17 protein-coding genes and 1 tRNA gene are annotated in these 17,897 nt (G+C 67.8%); 9 read left to right on the top strand and 9 right to left on the bottom strand.

Annotated features, from left to right (window positions below; all coding sequences use genetic code 11):
• Position 1: 1 nt before the first annotated feature.
• Positions 2-760: a DUF6319 family protein gene (locus AB0F41_RS21325; RefSeq protein ID WP_357426358.1), complete on the bottom strand. Its 759-nt coding sequence runs from the start codon at positions 758-760 to the stop codon at positions 2-4.
• A 162-nt stretch (positions 761-922) separates the two neighbouring features.
• On the opposite strand from AB0F41_RS21325, the gene AB0F41_RS21320 reads away from it, so the two are divergent.
• A complete protein-coding gene (locus AB0F41_RS21320; RefSeq protein WP_357426357.1) occupies positions 923-1,735 on the top strand; it encodes a nuclear transport factor 2 family protein in 813 nt (270 codons plus the stop codon).
• Between the two features lie 198 nt (positions 1,736-1,933).
• Positions 1,934-2,935 (top strand): diiron oxygenase, encoded by a 1,002-nt coding sequence (locus AB0F41_RS21315; protein WP_357426355.1) that lies wholly within the window; start codon positions 1,934-1,936, stop codon positions 2,933-2,935.
• A 51-nt stretch (positions 2,936-2,986) separates the two neighbouring features.
• On the opposite strand, the gene AB0F41_RS21310 is transcribed toward AB0F41_RS21315, so the two are convergent.
• Positions 2,987-3,715, bottom strand: coding sequence for a TetR/AcrR family transcriptional regulator (locus tag AB0F41_RS21310; RefSeq protein WP_357426353.1), 729 nt, complete (start codon positions 3,713-3,715; stop codon positions 2,987-2,989).
• A gap of 488 nt (positions 3,716-4,203) precedes the next feature.
• On the opposite strand from AB0F41_RS21310, the gene AB0F41_RS21305 reads away from it, so the two are divergent.
• On the top strand, positions 4,204-4,377 hold the full coding sequence (locus tag AB0F41_RS21305) for a hypothetical protein (protein WP_357426352.1): 174 nt from the start codon (positions 4,204-4,206) through the stop codon (positions 4,375-4,377).
• 127 nt (positions 4,378-4,504) lie between these two features.
• On the opposite strand, the gene AB0F41_RS21300 is transcribed toward AB0F41_RS21305, so the two are convergent.
• Both AB0F41_RS21300 and AB0F41_RS21295 read right to left on the bottom strand, forming a co-directional pair.
• Positions 4,505-4,933, bottom strand: a complete 429-nt coding sequence (locus tag AB0F41_RS21300; protein ID WP_357426350.1) for a nitroreductase/quinone reductase family protein — start codon at positions 4,931-4,933, stop codon at positions 4,505-4,507.
• A 718-nt stretch (positions 4,934-5,651) separates the two neighbouring features.
• Positions 5,652-5,725 (bottom strand) — tRNA-Met (locus AB0F41_RS21295).
• 551 nt (positions 5,726-6,276) lie between these two features.
• On the opposite strand from AB0F41_RS21295, the gene AB0F41_RS21290 reads away from it, so the two are divergent.
• Complete coding sequence (locus AB0F41_RS21290; RefSeq protein WP_357426348.1) at positions 6,277-6,612, top strand: transglycosylase family protein; 336 nt, start codon at positions 6,277-6,279, stop codon at positions 6,610-6,612.
• Positions 6,613-6,779: 167 nt separating this feature from the next.
• On the opposite strand, the gene AB0F41_RS21285 is transcribed toward AB0F41_RS21290, so the two are convergent.
• The gene (locus AB0F41_RS21285; RefSeq protein ID WP_357426346.1) at positions 6,780-9,770 is read right to left on the bottom strand and encodes a UPF0182 family protein; all 2,991 of its coding nucleotides are present in this window, start codon (positions 9,768-9,770) and stop codon (positions 6,780-6,782) included.
• A gap of 183 nt (positions 9,771-9,953) precedes the next feature.
• Here AB0F41_RS21285 and AB0F41_RS21280 point away from each other — a divergent pair, with 183 nt between their 5' ends.
• On the top strand, positions 9,954-10,544 hold the full coding sequence (locus tag AB0F41_RS21280) for a PPA1309 family protein (protein ID WP_357426344.1): 591 nt from the start codon (positions 9,954-9,956) through the stop codon (positions 10,542-10,544).
• Positions 10,545-10,580: 36 nt separating this feature from the next.
• On the opposite strand, the gene AB0F41_RS21275 is transcribed toward AB0F41_RS21280, so the two are convergent.
• Together AB0F41_RS21275 and AB0F41_RS21270 are read right to left on the bottom strand one after the other, a co-directional pair.
• Positions 10,581-11,606, bottom strand: coding sequence for a PDZ domain-containing protein (locus AB0F41_RS21275; RefSeq protein ID WP_357426342.1), 1,026 nt, complete (start codon positions 11,604-11,606; stop codon positions 10,581-10,583).
• 138 nt (positions 11,607-11,744) lie between these two features.
• Positions 11,745-11,975 carry a mycoredoxin gene (locus tag AB0F41_RS21270; RefSeq protein ID WP_357426439.1) on the bottom strand — a complete coding sequence of 77 codons (231 nt, stop codon included), beginning with the start codon at positions 11,973-11,975 and terminating at the stop codon, positions 11,745-11,747.
• 156 nt (positions 11,976-12,131) lie between these two features.
• Here AB0F41_RS21270 and AB0F41_RS21265 point away from each other — a divergent pair, with 156 nt between their 5' ends.
• From AB0F41_RS21265 to AB0F41_RS21255, 3 genes are all read left to right on the top strand, one after another.
• Positions 12,132-14,267: an ATP-dependent DNA helicase UvrD2 gene (locus AB0F41_RS21265; protein ID WP_357426340.1), complete on the top strand. Its 2,136-nt coding sequence runs from the start codon at positions 12,132-12,134 to the stop codon at positions 14,265-14,267.
• A gap of 153 nt (positions 14,268-14,420) precedes the next feature.
• Positions 14,421-14,753, top strand: coding sequence for a hypothetical protein (locus AB0F41_RS21260; RefSeq protein WP_357426338.1), 333 nt, complete (start codon positions 14,421-14,423; stop codon positions 14,751-14,753).
• 175 nt (positions 14,754-14,928) lie between these two features.
• Positions 14,929-15,210 carry a WhiB family transcriptional regulator gene (locus AB0F41_RS21255; protein WP_357426437.1) on the top strand — a complete coding sequence of 94 codons (282 nt, stop codon included), beginning with the start codon at positions 14,929-14,931 and terminating at the stop codon, positions 15,208-15,210.
• A 153-nt stretch (positions 15,211-15,363) separates the two neighbouring features.
• Here AB0F41_RS21255 and AB0F41_RS21250 read toward each other — a convergent pair whose 3' ends face one another.
• Both AB0F41_RS21250 and AB0F41_RS21245 read right to left on the bottom strand, forming a co-directional pair.
• Entirely contained in the window at positions 15,364-16,683 is a 1,320-nt protein-coding gene (locus AB0F41_RS21250; RefSeq protein WP_357426435.1) for an AarF/UbiB family protein, read from the bottom strand.
• A gap of 107 nt (positions 16,684-16,790) precedes the next feature.
• Positions 16,791-17,654, bottom strand: a complete 864-nt coding sequence (locus AB0F41_RS21245; protein ID WP_357426336.1) for a TOMM precursor leader peptide-binding protein — start codon at positions 17,652-17,654, stop codon at positions 16,791-16,793.
• Positions 17,655-17,704: 50 nt separating this feature from the next.
• Between AB0F41_RS21245 and AB0F41_RS21240 the strand changes: the two genes are divergently transcribed.
• Positions 17,705-17,897: hypothetical protein (locus AB0F41_RS21240; RefSeq protein WP_357426334.1), on the top strand; the 193-nt coding region annotated here is incomplete at its 3' end.

Raw genomic sequence — 17,897 nt, 5'->3', positions numbered from 1 at the left:
ATCAGTCCGAGAGTTCCTCGAGCAGTTTCCGGGCCTGTTCCAGTTCGGCCTGTAACTGCTGGACCTTGGCTTCCTGGGCACCGCGGACCGACTCCTGCAATCCCTCGACCACCTCGGCGACCTCGGGGTGCAGCAGCTTCGCCGCCTGCGCCACCGCCGGGCCGGTGACCGGCAGGGCGCGCGTGGTGCGCTTCTTGCCGTTGGTCACATCGACGGTCCACTCGCCCTCGGCGGTGCCGTTGATGGTGACCGTGACCTCGGGGCCTTTCGGCTTGCGGGCGGCCGGAGCCTTGGCCGCCCGGGCCGCCGGGGTACGCGGCGCGGTGGCGGGTTTCGGGTCGGCGGCGGAATCCTTCGGCGCCGGGGCGGCCGGCGTCTCGGAGGCCGGCTTCTTGGCCGCGGCGGTGGACGCGGACGGGGACGCGGCGGGAGTCACGGACGTTTCCTTCTGGTCGGGCGCGGATTTGGGCGCGGGCGCAGTGCCCGCCGGCCGATCACGCGGGGGTTTGATGAGGGTGACCTCGGTGGGACCGAACGACAGTACATCCTTGGAACCGGTGGGCCGGATCTGCAGGAAATCGCCGTCCGCCGGGTCACCGAGCGATACGACCTTTCCCGACCGCCCTTCGGTGACCCCCACCGCCGCGGCCGTGAACCAGACCATCGGCGGGCGCCCCGCCGCGATCTCCGCGGCGATCTGCTCGAGGTCGTTGTCGGACAGAGGTTTCGGCTTCGCGTTCGAAGGTGTTCGCGACGGCATGGCGCACTCCGGGCAATCTCACTTGTTTCGTCGAATAGCTGCGTGCACAGATGATGCCGCACGGCACCGACATTTTCACAAGCAGGCAGGTCGGCGGGCAGCGAAGGCCGGTAGAACTTGTTCTACTATGGGCGCCGAATCCGGATACCCGAAGGAGCCACCGTGCCGTTGGACCCGACCGCCACCCAGTTGCGCGACGCCGTACTGGCCTCGCCCCGCGCGGTGGCCGCCCACGATCGGGACGCCTGGGTGGGCCTTTTCGCCCGCGCCGCGGTGGTCAACGATCCGGTCGGGTCGACGCCGCACACCGGATACGACGCGATCGCCCGCTTCTACGACACCTTCATCGCGCCGAACGAGATCGTCTTCGATGTCGCGCACGATTTCACCGGGCCCGCGACCGTTCTACGCGACCTCTCCATCACCATCACCATGGCGAGCGGAGCCCGGGTGCGGGTCCCGATGCATCTGCGTTACGAGGTCGTCGAAGAGGACGGGCAACTGCGTATCGGCCATCTGGCCGCCTACTGGGAGCTGCTGCCGATGGTCGGGCAGCTCATGGGGACGGGGCTCGCCGGGCTGCGCGCGGGCACCCGGCTCGGCGCACTGCTGCTGCGCAATCAGGGGCCGAGCGGGCTGATCGGGATGGCGCGGGCATGCACGGGTATCGGCCGCACCGGTAAGCGGATCGCGCAGCGGCTGTGCGCGGCCGCCACCGCGGGCGACCATTCGACGCTGCACACCCTGGCCGGCGGCCGCGACACGGTACTGCTGTGGTCCGGAGAAACCGTTTCCGCCACGGAGTTCACCGCTCGGGCCCGCGGCCTGCGGCAGGGGAAAACCCTGGCGGCGGGCCGTTCGGTGACGATCAGCGTCGACCTCCCGGCCGGGCCCGCGCTGCTGATCCTCGATTTCCATCCGGCCCACGACACCCTCGAGACCGTCCGAGTCCATACGAGCACCGTTTCCTCCTGATCCCGCGCTCCGGTCCACGACGAACCGGCGCGTCCTCCACCTGTCCGGCCGACCGGTTTCACCCGGTCACGGCCCGGATCGGCACGGCCGCGTACAGCACGATCAGGTGTCACCCACCCCCACGCTATTTACTGAGACCCCGAGTCCCGGTAAATTCGGAGCAGAGAGATGTACGCCATACCGCACGAGGAGGCATCGATGACGCCGTCGACTCTGCCGCGGGCTCCGAAACTGGACGCCCGGTACCGCGAGACGCTGGAAATGCTGTCGGAGGGCTCGGTGCACCGCCGCTTCGACCCCTATCTCGATATCGAGTGGGACTCTCCCGAGCTCGCCCTCGACCGGGACGATCCACGCTGGGTCCTGTCCCCCGAGTACGACCCGCTCGGCGCCACCCGCTGGTACCGCGACCTGCCGGTCGAGAAACAGATCGAGATCGGCCGCTGGCGGATCGCGAATGCCATCAAGGTGGGCGCGGCCTTCGAAACGGTCCTGATCCGCGGAATGATGCAGTACATCGCGAAACTGCCCAACGGCTCCCCGGAGTTCCGATACTGCCTGCACGAGATGACCGAAGAGTGCAATCACATCCAGATGTTCCAGGAACTGGTCAACCGCATCGGTGACGACGTCCCCGGAATGCGCCCGATCTTCCGCGCTCTTTCGCCGTTCATCGGGGTGGCCGGCGGCTACGCCCATGTCGTGCTCTTCCTCGGAATCCTGGGCGGCGAGGAGCCCATCGACCACTATCAGAAAGCGATGATCCGCGACGGCGCGAAGCTGCCGCCGCTGGTCGTGCGGACGATGGAAATCCATATCGCCGAGGAGGCCCGCCACATCTCCTTCGCGGGGGAATTCCTCCGGGCCCATATCGCCCGCCTCGGCCCGGTCTCCACCGCGGTGTGCGGAGTCACCTTCCCACTGGCGCTGCGCTGGCTGGCCGGCGAGATCATGGCGCCGCCACCGGAATTCGCGCGGCGGTTCGATATCCCGCGCGAGGTCATCCGGGAGGCCTTCTGGCGCAGCCCGCACTCGCGGCGGATCCTGGCCGGCTATTTCGGCGATATGCGCACCCTCGCCGACGAGCTCGGCCTGATGAATCCGGTCGCCCGCCGCCTGTGGAAGGCGCTCGGAATCGACGGTGACCGTTCGCGCTACCGCAGCGAACCAGAACGCCGGGTAAGACCCGCTGTGGCCTGACCCGGTACGCCGGGCCGACCGATGACGTTCGGCCCGGTCCGCACCGGCGCGTCAGGTCGCGGCGTCGAGTCCGGCGACCACCTCGGCGAGTTCCCGGTCCGGATCGACCTCCACCCCCAGAGCGCGGGCCGCGCCGTCGAGGACATACCAGGAGTAGGCGGACAGGTCCGCGATCATCTCCGCACGGGTACGGCTGTGCTCCGGCTCGGCGACCCAGGCGGACAGCACCCCCTCGACCATGGTCACCACCGCGAAGGGCACCGGTTCCAGCGCCACGGCGTCCACGCCCACGATCCGGGCGATCGTCTCGATCAATTCCCGGGACCGTTCGGTGATCCGGCCTTTGAGACTGCTGATCGCGTCGACCGAATCCGGCCCGCCGGCCGGTGGGCCGGTGCGCGCGAACGCGGTCAGGTTGGGATGGTCGCCCATCCAGTCCGCCACCGCGCGCACGGTCCGGGTGATGATCTCGCGCACGGACCCCGACGAGACGTCCAGTTGCACGTCCAGGACGGCCCCGAGGTCGTCGATCAGATACGACCGGATCCTGCGGTCCAGATCTTCCCTGCCGCTGAACTGCCGGTAGACGACCGATTTGGCGACCCCGGCGCGTTTGGCGATCTCGTGCACCGGGATATCGGCCCCCAGCGGCTTCTCCTCCAGCAGTTCGACCGCGGCCCGCAGGATGCTCAGGCGGCGCTCCGTATTGTGCTGTTCCCAGCGCGCCTCGTAGCCGTTCACCGCTCCCGGGACCCGCGACCGCGACGACGCCACCGACATGCCTGGGAGTCTACTCAGCGGCGGGAACACGGCACCGCGGCCGGCACTTCACCGAGATTTCACATGGTACCGGCCGAATGCACGAGCAAATGAAAGAACATTTACACCGGCATTAATTCAAGATTTCGCGCGCACAGTGCGTAATACCCTCGGCACATTCTACAAACCGGTCGTTTTGTCGGCACCGACCCGCGCGAGCGGCGATACGTCCCCGGAATCTGTTCTCGCACAGACTTATCCAGCATACCGTGCGGCGGGCGGCCGTCACATCGGATAAATGATCGATTTCACCGGATTACGAATCTGTGGGCAGCGCGATCGAAAAAGGCTAGAATTGCGGCAGATTGGTACCGGGCGGGTCCGGCGAACTGCTGTCACCACGTTGCTCGGTCGCGGGAATTCCCGGCGAACCGGTTTCGGGGGCGCATTCGTGGCGGCGTGCTGTGCACGCGGTGATCCACCGGTGACCACGCGTACAGGAGGCAAGGATGCCCGACAACACCGGCCCCGAGGAGAACGACGTGGAACTGAACTCCGAGCACGCCCCCGTGATCTGGCCCGAACCGAGCCGGCTGGATTCCTGGTGGCACGACATCATGGCCGACCCGGTACCGGCCGGAGAGCCCGAATCGGCTCCCCCGACCCTCACCCGCAACGCCTGACCCTCAGCCGCCCACCGGCCGGACCCGGCGACGCAGGGCGTCGAGTTACCGTGGTCACGATGCCATCCTGTCCGCCATCGGCCGGTGCTGCCATCGCGACTTCTGCCGCGGAAACCCGCGCGGCCTTCTATCGCGGAGTGAGCCGCACGAGCGGGATCTCGCGGGTGGTGCGCTCCTGGTAGCCGCCGTACACCGGATAGTCGGCGACGACGCGGGTCCACAGCGGTGCCCGCTCCTCCGAGGGCAGGACGGAGGCTGTCATCGGCATGTGGCGGCCGTCCGGGAAAGAGACCTCGACCGCGGGGTTGTCGCGCAGGTTCCAGTACCACGCGGGATGGGTCGGGTCGCCGGCGCGGGAAGCGACGATGATGTATTCGTCGCCGTCGACGATCGGCGCGGTCAGCATCACCGACCGGGGGCGGCCGGACTTGCGCCCGATCGTGGTGAGTTCGAGGGCGGGCATCCCGTAGAACTCGGTTCCCCATCTGCCGAAGCTGATCCGCAGAAGCGCCCGGTGGGCCGCGTTGGTGGCCTTCAGCGTGAAATTCGAGGGCATGACAGGCAATCCTCCCGCCCGCGGCAGGCAGTGTCCAGCGAGCCGGTTGCGGGTCAGGCGAACCGGCTCCGGTCACCGGGAGACAACTCCCGCCCAGGCGCGTGACCCCTTCGTGCCCGCCCGCGCGGCCCGACGGCCGGCACCCGAGCGCCGGACCGGAGCCCGCCTGCGACCGAAGCGCCTCCGCCCGTTGACGGTTCGCTTTCCTGCCCGGCGGTGCCGCCCACACCGTCACCTACCGCACCCGAGCATCCGAAGAATTACACCGATGCGATTTATCCGCCGGTTTATATACGGCGTCGAATTCACCTGCTCGGAGGCCTTTTCCGCACCCTCATAGTGATCACGGACCGGACCGGCCCATCACGGTGCGCTCCAATCCCTCGGATTAGCCTCATATTTGCCCCATTGGCGTGAATTCCCCTCGCCGCCTCGCCATACCACCGGCGGGTGCCGAGCTGCCCCTCCCGAGGCCCCGGTTCGCAGGAGCCGGGGTGGCCACCGTCACAGTTCGGTCCTCGGATCCGGCCCGCGCGAATCCGGGCCGACGAGGAGTCACGGGACACCGGAGACTCGAAGCGCTCGCCCATTCACGCGGAGCGGGCACGGCCGCGACGCACTGCCAGAGGTAGCGGCCCATCAGGCCGGCCACAAGAGAGAGGGGGCGTACGAGGGAAAGAGAAAGGCCCCGGAGATAATCTCCGGGGCCTTCTCGTAGTAGCGGGGACAGGATTTGAACCTGCGACCTCTGGGTTATGAGCCCAGCGAGCTACCGAGCTGCTCCACCCCGCGTTGGTGTGAGGACAACATTACACACGACCTTCGCGCAACGCCAAATCGGCCGCTCAGAGGCACTTTCTCGACCGATTCGACCCACCCGCGGGCCTCTCCGCGGACCCATTCGCGCCCCCATTCCGCGAGGACCCCGCAAACCCGTCGCGTCACCCCTGCCGCGAACAGCTTCGGAATGTTAACGAAGGGATTGCCGCGTATCTCTACCGCAATGCTCGTGACACGAATTACGAAATATCGGTGATCCCGCTCACATTTCAGTGTCATCACAGTGCGGGCTGGGTACGGAAAATCCCGGATATGACCAGCAGTTTTCCAGATATTCCCGATTCGCACCAATCGACTTATCGATAGTTATCGATACGTGATCTGACGAGATTTCTCCGTTACGGTCATTTGCAGGCCCCGACCAAACCGGGACGGGCCGGACCGAACCGGAGAACGCCGGCAACCCTGTCCCACGGTTCGGATCAAACCCCGACACATCACCTGGGGACAGGGGCACGCAAGCCTTGATCGCGCTGCCGGTGGGCACAGGGAGGGATTCGCATATGACCAAGACCCGAAAGTTCAGCACCCGCGCCCTCGGCATGACCGCGATCGCCGGAGCACTCGTTGCCGTACCGTTCGGTCTTTCCACTGCCACCGCTTCGGCCGACTCGGGCAACTGGGACGCTGTCGCCCAGTGCGAGAGCAGCGGCGACTGGTCCACCAACACCGGCAACGGCTTCTACGGCGGCCTGCAGTTCACCCAGAGCACCTGGGAGGCCAACGGCGGTAGCGGTAGCGCCGCCAACGCCAGCCGCGAGGAGCAGATCCGCGTCGCCGAGAACGTGCTCGACACCCAGGGCCCCGGCGCGTGGCCGGTGTGCGGCTCGTACCTGTGATCCGCCCCGGCGCCTGAGCGCCGGAGCGCCGCGCATACGAAGAGGCGCTGTCATCCGATGGATGACAGCGCCTCTTTCGTCGTCGTGGACGGCGAACCGCCTTCGTGGGCGGCCACTCCGTCCCGGAGACCCGAGCGGCCCGGGGAAACCCCCGGGCCGCCGAGCCGTTACCTACCGGCGTCCTGGTATGCCTTCACCGCCGCCTCGAGTTCATCGAGCGCCTGCCCGAACTCCTCGAAGTTTCCGGTGCGCATCGCAGTGCGAACCTCCTCGATCTTGCGATCGAGTTCCGCGGCCGCCGCGGCCTGCGTGGCCGATCCCGTCCCCGCGGTCGGCGGGGTGCCGCCGTTGCCCGCGGCGCCCTGGTCCTGGGGCTCGTCCGGTGCGGCCGGAGGTGGCGCGGCGCCGGGACTGGGTCTGATCGCCGGATCACCGCCGGAGGGCGTCGCCAGCGCACCCGAACCGGGCAGCACCTGGTTCAGCGCGTCGGCCAGCGTGGACCCGTACCCGACCTTCACACTGCCCGCCTGATCGCGATAGCTGACCAGCACCCGCAGCAGTTGCGGGAAGGTGGCAGTGTTCTGGCCGGTATTGCGCTCGTTGTAGAACGGTTCGACATACAGGATGCCGCCGTCGGCGACCGGCAGAGTCAGCAGATTGCCATATCTGATCTTGTTCGAGTTCGACAGCAGGGTCTTCTCCTGCGAGACCTGTGGAGCGGTCGTCATCGTGTTCTGCGTCTGCTGCGGACCCTGGGTCTGGGTATCGGTCGGTAGTTGCAGGATTCTGAACTTCCCGTACCCGTCGGGGTCGGAGCGCACCGAGATATAGGACGAGAGGAACTGCCGGTTGTAGCCGACCATGGCGCTGGTCAGGTTGAACACCGGTTTACCGCTCTCGGGATCGCCCAGCAGCACGTAGTACGGCGGCTGGCTCGCCGACACCCCTTCCACGGTGGGATCGGCGGGCACCGACCAGAACGCGTTGTTGGTGAAGAACTCGCGCGGATCGTCGACGTGATACTTGGTGAGCATCTCGCGCTGCACCTTGAACAGATCCTCCGGATACCGGAAGTGCTCACGCAGTTCGGGGCTGATCTCGCTCTCCGGGGTCACCGCGTCCGGGAATACACCCCGCCACGCCTGCAGGACCGGATCACCGGGGTCGGTCTCGTAGAGCTCAACGGCGCCGTCGTAGGCGTCCACGGTGGCTTTCACCGAGTTCCGGATGTAGCTGACCTCTTTACGCGGCAGCAACCGGCCGGTGCGCTGGTCGACACTGTCCTCCACCGCGCCGTCCAGCGAGGTGGTCTGCGCGTAGGGGTAGTTGTCCAGCGTGGTGTAGGCGTCGACGATCCACTTGATCCGGCCGTCGACGACCGCGGGGTAGGCATTGCCGTCGGTGGTGAGCCAGGGCGCGACCTTCTGCACCCGATCGCGCGGCGAACGGTTGTAGAGGATCTTCGAATCCTCGCTGATCGCCGACGAGAACAGGATGTTGCGCTCGGCGTATTTGGCCGCGAAGGCCAGCCGGTTGAACCAGTTGCCGATCGGGACGCCGCCGGTCCCGTCGTAGGTGAAGCGCGCCTGGTCGGTGTCGTACTCCCGCGGGGTCTGTCCCTCCTTCGTACCGACGATGGCGTAGTCGGGATCGGACTGCGAAATCAGCTCGCCGTAGTAGATACGCGGCTGATCCACCGGGATCCGCTGCTGGTCCTTGGGTGTGAACAGATCGCTGACCAGGAATATCGGATAGCCGGAGTCGCTGCTGCCGCCCGCGTTGGGATCCTCGGACTGCGGCCGGTTCACCCGGTTCGCCGGAGCGGCGACGAACCCGTTGCCGTGGGTGTACACGGTGTGCTTGTTGATCCAGTCGGTCTGGTTACCGCTCAGAGTGGCCGGCGACAGTTCGCGAGCCGCGACGATGTAGTCCTGGATCTGCCCGTTGAGCGAGTACCGGTCGATATCGAGGGTGTCGGGGAACCCGTAGAAGTTCTTGAGCTGACGCAGCTGGGTGAAGGTCGGGGACAGGATGTTGGGGTCCAGCAGCCGGGCGTTGGCGATGGTCGCGTGGTCGACCGGCACGTTCACCGGGTTCTTGCTGCTCTCCCCCTTGTAATCGATGTACTCGATCTTGTCGTCGGTGATCCCGTACGCGTGCCGGGTGGCGTCGATATTGCGCTCGATGTACTCGCTTTCCTTCTCCGCGGCGTTCGGCCGGACCGAGAACTGCTCGACCATCAACGGCCAGACCGCGCCGACCAGCACCGAGGAGAGCACCAGCAGGGCCGCGGCCATCGCGGGAACCCGCAGATCGCGCAGCACGATCCCGGCGAAGAACGCCAGCGCACAGATGATCGCGATCGACATCAGGATCAGCTTGGCCGGGAGCACCGCGTTGATATCGGTGAACGAACCACCGTTGAAGGTCGGTTCCTTCCGGTTGCTCATCAACAGCTGATAGCGGTCGAACCAGTACGCGATGGCCTTCAACAGCACGAACAGGCCCGCGATCACCGCCAGTTGGACCCGCGCCGGAGTGGTGAGCACACCCTCGCGTCCGGTCAGCCGCAGACCACCGAAGATGTAGTGCGTCACCAGATTCGCGAAGAACGCGATCACGATGGCGACGAACAACCAGTTCAGCACCATCCGGTAGAACGGGAGATCGAAGGCGTAGAAGCCGACGTCGAGCCCGAACTGCGGATCCGTACGGCCGAACGACCCGCCGTGCAGGAACAACTGCACCGTCACCCAGTTCGACTGGGCCACCAGGCCGGAGAGCACGCCGAGCAGCACCGGGATGCCGAGCCCGAACAGTTTCAGTTTGCCGAGCACCGTGGCCCGGTACCGGGCGATGGGATCACCGGCGCCCGAGGTCGGTATGAATACCGGCCTGGACCGGTAGGCCAGTAGTAGTGCGAGCCAGACGATCGCACCGACGACCAGCGCGATGATCGCGAAGACCGCGATCCGGGTCAGTAGCACGGTGAGATAGACGCCGCGGAAATCGACCTCCCCGAACCACAGCCAGTTCGTATAGGTGTCGACGAGCCGGGGACCTACCAACAGCAGTGCGGCCAGCACCACCGCGCCCACCAGCAGCAGACGGCTGCGCCGGGACAGCGACGGTAATCCGGCGGGGGGGCGCATGCCCACGATGCCACTCTCCAGGGTCCGGCGGCGGGCGACCCGGTAGCGAGCCACCGGCCGCTGCGCCGCAGTCCGAATTGTTGCGGTCGGGGTCCGTACGGACCCTCTGCGCCCACTTTACGGAAAACGGACATGTGCGCGACCGCAGGGTTGGGGCGGTGTCGCGGCACCGGATGCGAGGATGGTCGGGTGAGCGCCGATCTGCATGCCGAAATCGTCCTTGCCCGTTCCGTCCACGAGGTCGCGGAGTTCGTGGACTCCGAGGGCTGGGGTCGAGCTCCGCAGATGTTCGCGCTGGTCCGCACCGCCGACCTGGTGGCGGCCGAACCCGCGCTCATCGATCAGGTCGACACCGCCGACGAGCTGACCCCGATCGCTCAGGACCCGCTACCGGACGAGGTCGCCGGCGGGACGGTGGCGCTCGACGAGTTCCTGGCCACCACCAGCTGGCCGCCCACGGTGGCCGGGTGCATCCTCGTCCAGGAGATCGTGGTGCTGCCACCGGACGCCGAAGACGCGCTCGACGAGGCGCTCACCCCGCTGCTGGCCGACGCCGAGGCCGCCGACGCGGCGGGTCGCGCCGCCGCCGAAGCACATCCGGAACGCCGCGACGCCCGGCTCTTCGCCGCGGCGCTGCGCACCGGAGACACCCTGTGCCTGATGCAACTCCGGCCCGCGGACGACGAGCCGGAGGACCAGCTGGAACTGCGTACGCACCCGGATCTCGCACCGAATCTGGTGGAGGCCCTGCGGCATACCTTCGAGGATTTCGTCGACTGATCTCCGGCGGACACGGCAGCCGGGCGCGGCCGGGGGTCAGCCGCAGGCGGGCGCTTCCCGCCCGGCGCCCAGATCCTCGAGCGCCTGCACCGCGCCCGCCAAGGTCTCCACCCGGACCAGCCGCAACCCGTCGGGGATACGCTGACTCGCCTCGTTGCAGTTGCCCGCGGGCACCAGGAACGTCTCCGCGCCCGCTTCCCGGGCGGCCATCATCTTGTACTGGATACCGCCGATCGCCCCGACCTTGCCGTCCTCGTCGATACTGCCGGTGCCGGCCACGAACGAACCGCTGTCCAGCTCCCCGGGGCTGAGTTTCTCGACCAGCGCCAGGCTGAACATCAACCCGGCGGAGGGCCCGCCGATATCGGCGAGGTTGAAGGTGATCTCCATCGGCGGCGCCGCCGATTCGGTGGGAGTCAGGCCGAGGTAGCCCTTGGCCGCGTCGTCGGGGCGGGCGGCGAGGGCGATATTGGCGGTCTGCTCGGCGCCGTCGCGCCGGTACACCACCGTGACCACCGTGCCCGGCGCCCGGCTCGACACCTCGGTGACCACGTCCTGAGTGCTCGCGACCGGTTTACCGTTCACGCTGATGAGCTGATCGTCCGGGCGCAGCACATCGTGGGACGGTCCCTGGTCGGATACCTCGTGCACCAGCACCGCGGTCGGCAGGTTCAGCTGATGCATCGCCGCGACCTCGGCGTTGCTCTCGGAGTTCGCGAACTCCATCTCGTTGGACCGGTCGACTTCCTCGCGCGAGATCTCCGGCGGATAGACCTCGGCCCGGGGCACGATCCCGTGCCGGCCGCTGACCCAGAAGCCGAGCGCCTCGAAAAGGGTCAGGCCGTCGCGGACGGCGACCGTGGTCATATTGAGGTGCCCGGAGGTGCGGTCGACCTCGGCCCCGGTCACTTCGACAACGTCCTCGCCGTCGACTTCGCCCAGCGTATCGACGGTGGGCCCGGGACCGAGCGCAACGAACGGCACGGTGGCCACACTGCCGATCACACCGAACAACACCACCGGAACCAGGGCGACCAAGAGCGTGATGATCCGACGATTCACCCGGTCAACACTAGCCATCCGGACCCGCGTGATGCGGGACAGGGAGGCGCGGGGCGCGCCGCGGTGTCCTCCGATGCCCGGCGGCGCGGTGCCGGATCGAATCCGGTCCCGGGTCCGGCCGATCCGGATCCCGCCGGCTCAGCCCAGCCGGGCGAGGACCTTTTTCACCTCGGCCAGGGACGGATTGGTCGCGGTCGAACCGTCGGCGAACTTCAGGGTCGGCACCACGTGGTTGCCGTTGTTCACGCTGCCGACGAACTCGGCCGAGTCGGGATCGTCCTCGATATCGATCTCCACGTAGGTGATCCCGGCCTCCTTCAGCTGTGTCTTCAGCCGGCGGCAATAGCCGCACCAGGTGGTCGAGTACATGGTCAGATCCGGTGTCGCTTCAGTCACGCAGAGAGCAACGCATCCGCCCCCGCGGGTGTTCCGGGCACGCGCTGCCCGATGAAGCGTGCCGCACGCCGTGCCCGAAGAAGCGCGGGGCACGCCGTGCCCGAAGACCGGTCGGGCACGCTGTGCACAATGGACCGCGTGGCCGCACTCGATCTCTCCGCGCTGGATCCCGAGCAGGCCGCCGCCGTCCGCGCTCCCCGCGGACCGGTCTGTGTGCTCGCCGGGGCGGGCACCGGGAAAACGCGCACCATCACCTACCGCATCGCCCACCTGGTCGCGGCCGGTCAGGTACGCGCCGATCAAGTGCTGGCGGTGACCTTCACCGCCCGGGCGGCGGGCGAGCTGCGCGGCCGCCTGCGCGCCCTCGGCCTGGGTGGCGCGGCGTCGGCCGTGCAGGCCCGCACCTTCCACGCCGCGGCCCTCCGGCAGTTGCGGTATTTCTGGCCGCAGGTGGTCGGCGAGGTGCCGTGGCGGATGCTGGACGGCAAGTTCCCGGTGGTGACCCGAGCCGCCCAGCGGGTGGGACTGGCCTCGGGGACCGATAGCGTGAAAGACCTTCTGAGCGAAATCGAATGGGCCAAATCCTCGCTGATCGCGCCCGAGGACTACGCGACCGCGGCGGCCGGCCACCGGCGCGACACACCCTTCCCCGCCGCCCGGATCGGAGAGGTCTACGCGGCCTACGAGTCACTCAAGACCACCCCCGAGGGCCTGCTGCTGGACTTCGACGATCTACTGCTGCACACCGCCGCCGCGCTGGAGGACTATCCGGCGGTGGCCGACGTGTTCCGCGAACGCTACCGCTGCTTCGTCGTCGACGAGTACCAGGACGTCACCCCGCTGCAGCAGCGCGTACTCGACGCCTGGCTGGGTGATCGCGACGATCTCACCGTCGTCGGCGACGCCAACCAGACCATCTACTCGTTCACCGGTGCGAGTCCCGCCCACCTGCTGGATTTCTCACGACGATTCCCGGACGCCACCGTGGTGCGGCTGGAACGCGACTACCGGTCCACACCGCAGATCGTCGGTCTCGCCAACCGGGTGATCGGGATGGCACACGGCCGTATCGCCGGCACCCGCCTGCAACTGGTCGGGCAGCGCCCGGACGGTCCGGAACCCGGGTTCGCCGAGTACGGACAAGTCGCCGAGGAAGCGGCCGACGTCGCACGGCGTATCGAGCGGCTGATGAAGGACGGCACCCCGGCCGCCGAGATCGCGGTGCTGTACCGGATCAACGCGCATTCCGAGGCCTACGAGCAGGCGCTGACCGAGCACGGTATCGCCTACCAGGTCCGCGGTGGCGAGGGTTTCTTCCAGCGGCCGGAGGTGCGCCAGGCGGTGCAGGAACTGCGCAAGGCCACCGCCCGCGACGATCTACCCGATCCGTCCCGCGCGGGTACGCACCTGGTCACCCTGGTCCGGGCCGCCCTCGCCTCGGTCGGTCTCACCAACTCGGCGCCGGCCGGAGCGCAGGCCCGGCAACGCTGGGAATCCCTGGTCGCGCTCGTCCGGCTCACCGAGGAACTGGTGGAGCACGAACCGGCGCTGGATCTACCCGGGCTCCTGCGCGAACTCGCGGCGCGGGCCGAGTCGCGCCACCCTCCCATCGTCCAGGGGGTGACCCTGGCCTCGTTGCACGCCGCCAAGGGACTGGAATGGGACGCGGTCTTCCTGGTGGGGCTCACCGACGGCGCGCTGCCGATCTCCTATGCCCTCAACGGCGACGGTTCGGTCGCCGACCCGGCCGCGCTGGAGGAGGAGCGCCGACTGCTCTACGTCGGCGTGACCCGGGCCCGGGTACATCTGCTGCTGTCCTGGGCCCTGTCCCGCGGTGACGGGGATCGCCGCGCGCGGCGGCGCTCGCGATTTCTGGGTGGACTGGTCCCCGAGGACTCCCCCGCGTCCCAGGTCACGACCACCGCGACACCGGCCGACAAAAGCCGCCCGGTGTGCCGGGTCTGCGGACGGGCGCTGCTCGAACCGGAGACGCTGCTGCTGCGGCGCTGTAAAGGCTGTGCGGGACAACCGGATACGGAACTGCTCGGCGCGCTGCAGGATTGGCGCCGGGAGAAAGCGGCGGAACTCGCCGTGGATCCTCGGGGCATCCTCGGTGTGAACACACTCACCGCCATCGCCGAACAGCTCCCCGAGGACGAGGCCGGGCTCACCGCGCTCGGGGTCACCGAGAGCAAGATCCGGCAGTACGGCGCGGAGGTTTTGGCGATCATCCGGTCCCGCCGCCGCGCGACTTCCGGGCGGTAGCGGCACACCGTTGTCGAGATCGGCGCAAAACCGCAGGTAGAAAATAGGTTGTCGACTCCGGCGAGATTGCTTAAGGTGGTAATCGCGCTCGGGAGGGTTATCGACGCGCACTGTTGGAATTCGGATCACGACTACATGGAGGGAGGCAGACAGATGAACGGCATCACCAATCGCGGCACTCGTGCCGTGGCGCTGAATACGCGGTTGTCGGCTGCTTCCCGGGGGTTCCTCGCTATGCAGGGGACCGGCCGGTCCTGCACCGATGGTTTCGGTGCGCAACCGCGCATTCGCCGTTCGAATCTGAACGTCATCGAACCGCAGGACCAGTCCTTCGCGATCTGGCATCCGGCCGCCGCACCCGTGGCAGCCGGCCCGCTCGCCATCGATCCCGTCGCAGCATATGAGGCGGCCGATAAGCGCGCGGAAGGCCTCCGCAAAGGACACCCAGCGACCGTGAACAGGCGGCCACAGAGCCGACCGAGGTAGGGCACCACTCCCGCCTTCTGGCCACGGATCGCAGACGCGAGACCGTGGCCATATTTTTTGGCTTCAGCTCACAAGGCATCGGTCTCGCGACAGCAACACCGAACCGCTGCACAACAAGCTGAAGGAGAACGACGTGGTCACCACCACCCAGAGCTGGCCGCCGGCCACCACTGATGTGGCGTGTAGCACCCTGGCAACCGAAACCGTGGACCCGCGGCTGCCCGCTCTGCCGTGCCGGGCGGGGGATCCGGACCTCTGGTTCGCCGAAAGCCCGAACCAGCTGGAAGAGGCCAAGTCGCTCTGCGCGGCCTGCCCGATCCGGCAGGGCTGCCTGACCGCCGCCATCGATCGCCGGGAACCGTGGGGTGTCTGGGGCGGTGAGATCTTCGATCAGGGGGTCGTCATCGCTCGCAAGCGCCCGCGGGGCCGGCCGCGCAAGGTCGCCAGCTGTGTCTGACGGGGATTGCGCCGCAATCCCGCCGGACGCGCACCGCCTGAGGAAACGAGCCGCTCATCGCTTCGCCGGTGAGCGGCTCGTTCGCGTCCGGGGTCACGATAACGACGGAGGGCAGTGCAGCGCGGCCACCGCACCGTTGTCCGGAAAGAACTTTCAGGCGCTATCGCGTTCGTCGCGGAAACCGGGCAGCCAGGTCGCGGCCAGCCCCATGAACGGCACCTCGGCATCGAGCTGGGCGCAGATCCCGATCGATCCGCCGAGAACCCGGAAGATCATGACGTATTCGCCCGGCAGCATCATCGCGCGGGCCGTCTTCATCTCCGGCGAGGAGTAGTCGGTCGCCTTTCCCGCCACGCGTTGCATCCAGCGCCGGGTGAAATGGAACGATTCGGAGCGGATCGGATCGGTGAACGGCCGCAGGTAGTCCTCGATCTCCTGCTCGGTGAGGGTCCGGCCCGGCAGCACCCAGCCGTTGGCGTGCAGCAGTTCGGTGAGCTCGCCGTATTCCTCGGCGACCGCGAGAGCCAGAATGCGGCCCAGCAGTTCCGGGAACCCACCCGGCAGTGGCGCGCAGGCACCGTAGTCGATCACCGCCAGTTTGCCTTCCGGGGTGATCATGAAATTGCCGGGATGCGGGTCGGCGTGCAGCAGGCCGGCGGTATCCGGAGCCGAGAAATGGAACCTGCCAAGCAGTCCCGCGACCCGGTTGCGCAATACCCGGGTGCCTTCGGGATCCGCCTGACCCGCGGCGATGATGGCGGAAACCGATGTGCCCTCCAGCCATTCGCTGACGATCACCTTCGGCGCGCTGGCCACGACCTTGGGGACCACGAATTCCGGATGGCCGTCGTAGGCCTTGCTGAAGGCACGCTGGTTGGCGGCCTCGTTGCGGTAGTCCAGCTCTTCCTCGGTGCGTTCGGTGATCTCGGCGAGCAGAGGTTTCACATCGGCGCCGGGGATGACCTTGGCGAACAACCCGGTCATCCGGTTGAGCGTGCGCAGGTCGGCGCGCAGTGCCTCGTCCGCGCCGGGGTACTGGACTTTCACCGCGACGGGGCGGCCATCGGACCACACCGCCTTGTGCACCTGACCGATACTCGCCGACGCGGCGGGCGTGTCGTCGAAGGATTCGAAACGTTTGCGCCAATCGGTGCCGAGCTGCTGATCGAGGACCCGGTGCACGGTGGCCGCGGGCATCGGCGGCGCCGCCGCCTGCAATTTTGTGAGCGCCTCGCGGTAATGCTCGCCGAACTCCTCGGGTACGGCGGCCTCCATCACGCTCAGTGCCTGGCCGAACTTCATGGCGCCGCCCTTGAGCTCACCCAGTACGGTGAACAGCTGCTCGGCCGCCTTCTGATTCAGCTCGGTGCTGATTTCCTTGCGATCGCCTCCGGCGAGCTTCTTTCCGAAGCCCACCGCCGCGCGGCCGGCCACCCCCAGCGGAATCTTGGCCAACTTCGCATTGCGGGACATGGGCCGACGCACGATCTCAGACACTCCCCCATCATGGCCGACGGAGCGGCGGATCTGCCACGGAAAAGCGAAGAGAATTACCACCACCGCGATAAGTGTGAGTGTCATCACAGGCGCTCCGCCGCCGCGTTCGCCAGGCATCCGCAGCGGATGTGCGGGAGCCAGGACCGGCGGCTCAGGTGGCGGGAATCCAGATCGAGTTCGAGCGTCCGGTTCAGCGTTTCGGGCGGACGACCGGGTTCACAGGCGATGATGGTCTCCAGTTCGCCCAGTGCCAGCGCGGCCACGGCGGCGATCCCCGCCGGACTGGCATGGCCCATCCGGCCCAGTAACTGCGCGGCCAGCCGCGGCCATTCGGCATCGTGATCGCAGCGAGTGAGATCGGCGCAGCGCAGGCAACTGGTGCGGCCCGGCAGTACCAGCGGCCCGACCAACCCTTTCCCGTCCCGCAAACGGACGACCAGGTGGGCGGTACCCGCATGAGACAGTTCCCGGACCAACCGCGGATCCGGAATGAAGGCGTCCGCCAGCACCACCAGGTCGGCGGATCCGGCAGCGACCTCGCGCTCCCCTCGATGGCCGCGTGAGCGGGCCGGACGGATACCGAGTTCGCGCATTCCGGCGGCTATCGCTTCGGCCAGGGGGCCCACCCCGTGCACTCGGATGGATCGCACCCGCCCGGCCGGAGCCGGTGGATGGACCACCAGGCCCGCCGCATCGATCACCTCGAACAGGGCCGTGGCCTGCTGCGGTTCCAGGCCCAGCACCCGGGCCTGCCAAATCACCTGGGGCCGGCTGTTGAGGCCGTCGAGTAGTCGCAGGAATCCGAGTACCTGCCGGGTCTCGAGGCCGGGCGTCTCGCACAGCACCGCACTGTCCGGATCCCAGCCGAGCTGCACCTGACCGGTGGAACGCACCAGAATCGGTACCCGGGGGTGCAGGAGTGGCCCGCGTGGCCGAAGCGTCGTCATAGGGGCAGTATGCGAGCGTCACCGGCCGGTGACGGCCCCCCGCAACCGAGTTGTCCACAGGTCCGCTCACCAAATATCTCGACCAGTATCGCGCCCAGGGCGCCACCGCGGTCGCCACCGACGCGGTGGACGCGCTGACGGTCCTGTGCAGCGCCAGCGCGCCGCCACCGGTCCCCTGGCCGAGCAGTACCGAAACAGTGGGGGTGTCCAGGGTCACCAGATCGGCCAGGCAGCGGGCGATCT

The sequence above is a fragment of the Nocardia sp. NPDC024068 genome, from assembly GCF_040638875.1.
Lineage (GTDB): Bacteria > Actinomycetota > Actinomycetes > Mycobacteriales > Mycobacteriaceae > Nocardia.
This window is presented reverse-complemented; position numbering and strand designations above follow the sequence as displayed.

Coding starts and splice junctions, on each gene's coding strand:
- AB0F41_RS21315 (WP_357426355.1), top strand. CDS start 1,934: ATGACGCCGTCGACTCTGCCGCGGGCTCCGAAACTGGACGCCCGGTAC.
- AB0F41_RS21270 (WP_357426439.1), bottom strand. CDS start 11,975: ATGTACTCGACCACCTGGTGCGGCTATTGCCGCCGGCTGAAGACACAG.
- AB0F41_RS21325 (WP_357426358.1), bottom strand. CDS start 760: ATGCCGTCGCGAACACCTTCGAACGCGAAGCCGAAACCTCTGTCCGAC.
- AB0F41_RS21300 (WP_357426350.1), bottom strand. CDS start 4,933: ATGCCCTCGAATTTCACGCTGAAGGCCACCAACGCGGCCCACCGGGCG.
- AB0F41_RS21310 (WP_357426353.1), bottom strand. CDS start 3,715: ATGTCGGTGGCGTCGTCGCGGTCGCGGGTCCCGGGAGCGGTGAACGGC.
- AB0F41_RS21260 (WP_357426338.1), top strand. CDS start 14,421: ATGAACGGCATCACCAATCGCGGCACTCGTGCCGTGGCGCTGAATACG.
- AB0F41_RS21265 (WP_357426340.1), top strand. CDS start 12,132: ATGGACCGCGTGGCCGCACTCGATCTCTCCGCGCTGGATCCCGAGCAG.
- AB0F41_RS21250 (WP_357426435.1), bottom strand. CDS start 16,683: ATGTCCCGCAATGCGAAGTTGGCCAAGATTCCGCTGGGGGTGGCCGGC.
- AB0F41_RS21305 (WP_357426352.1), top strand. CDS start 4,204: ATGCCCGACAACACCGGCCCCGAGGAGAACGACGTGGAACTGAACTCC.
- AB0F41_RS21245 (WP_357426336.1), bottom strand. CDS start 17,654: ATGACGACGCTTCGGCCACGCGGGCCACTCCTGCACCCCCGGGTACCG.
- AB0F41_RS21290 (WP_357426348.1), top strand. CDS start 6,277: ATGACCAAGACCCGAAAGTTCAGCACCCGCGCCCTCGGCATGACCGCG.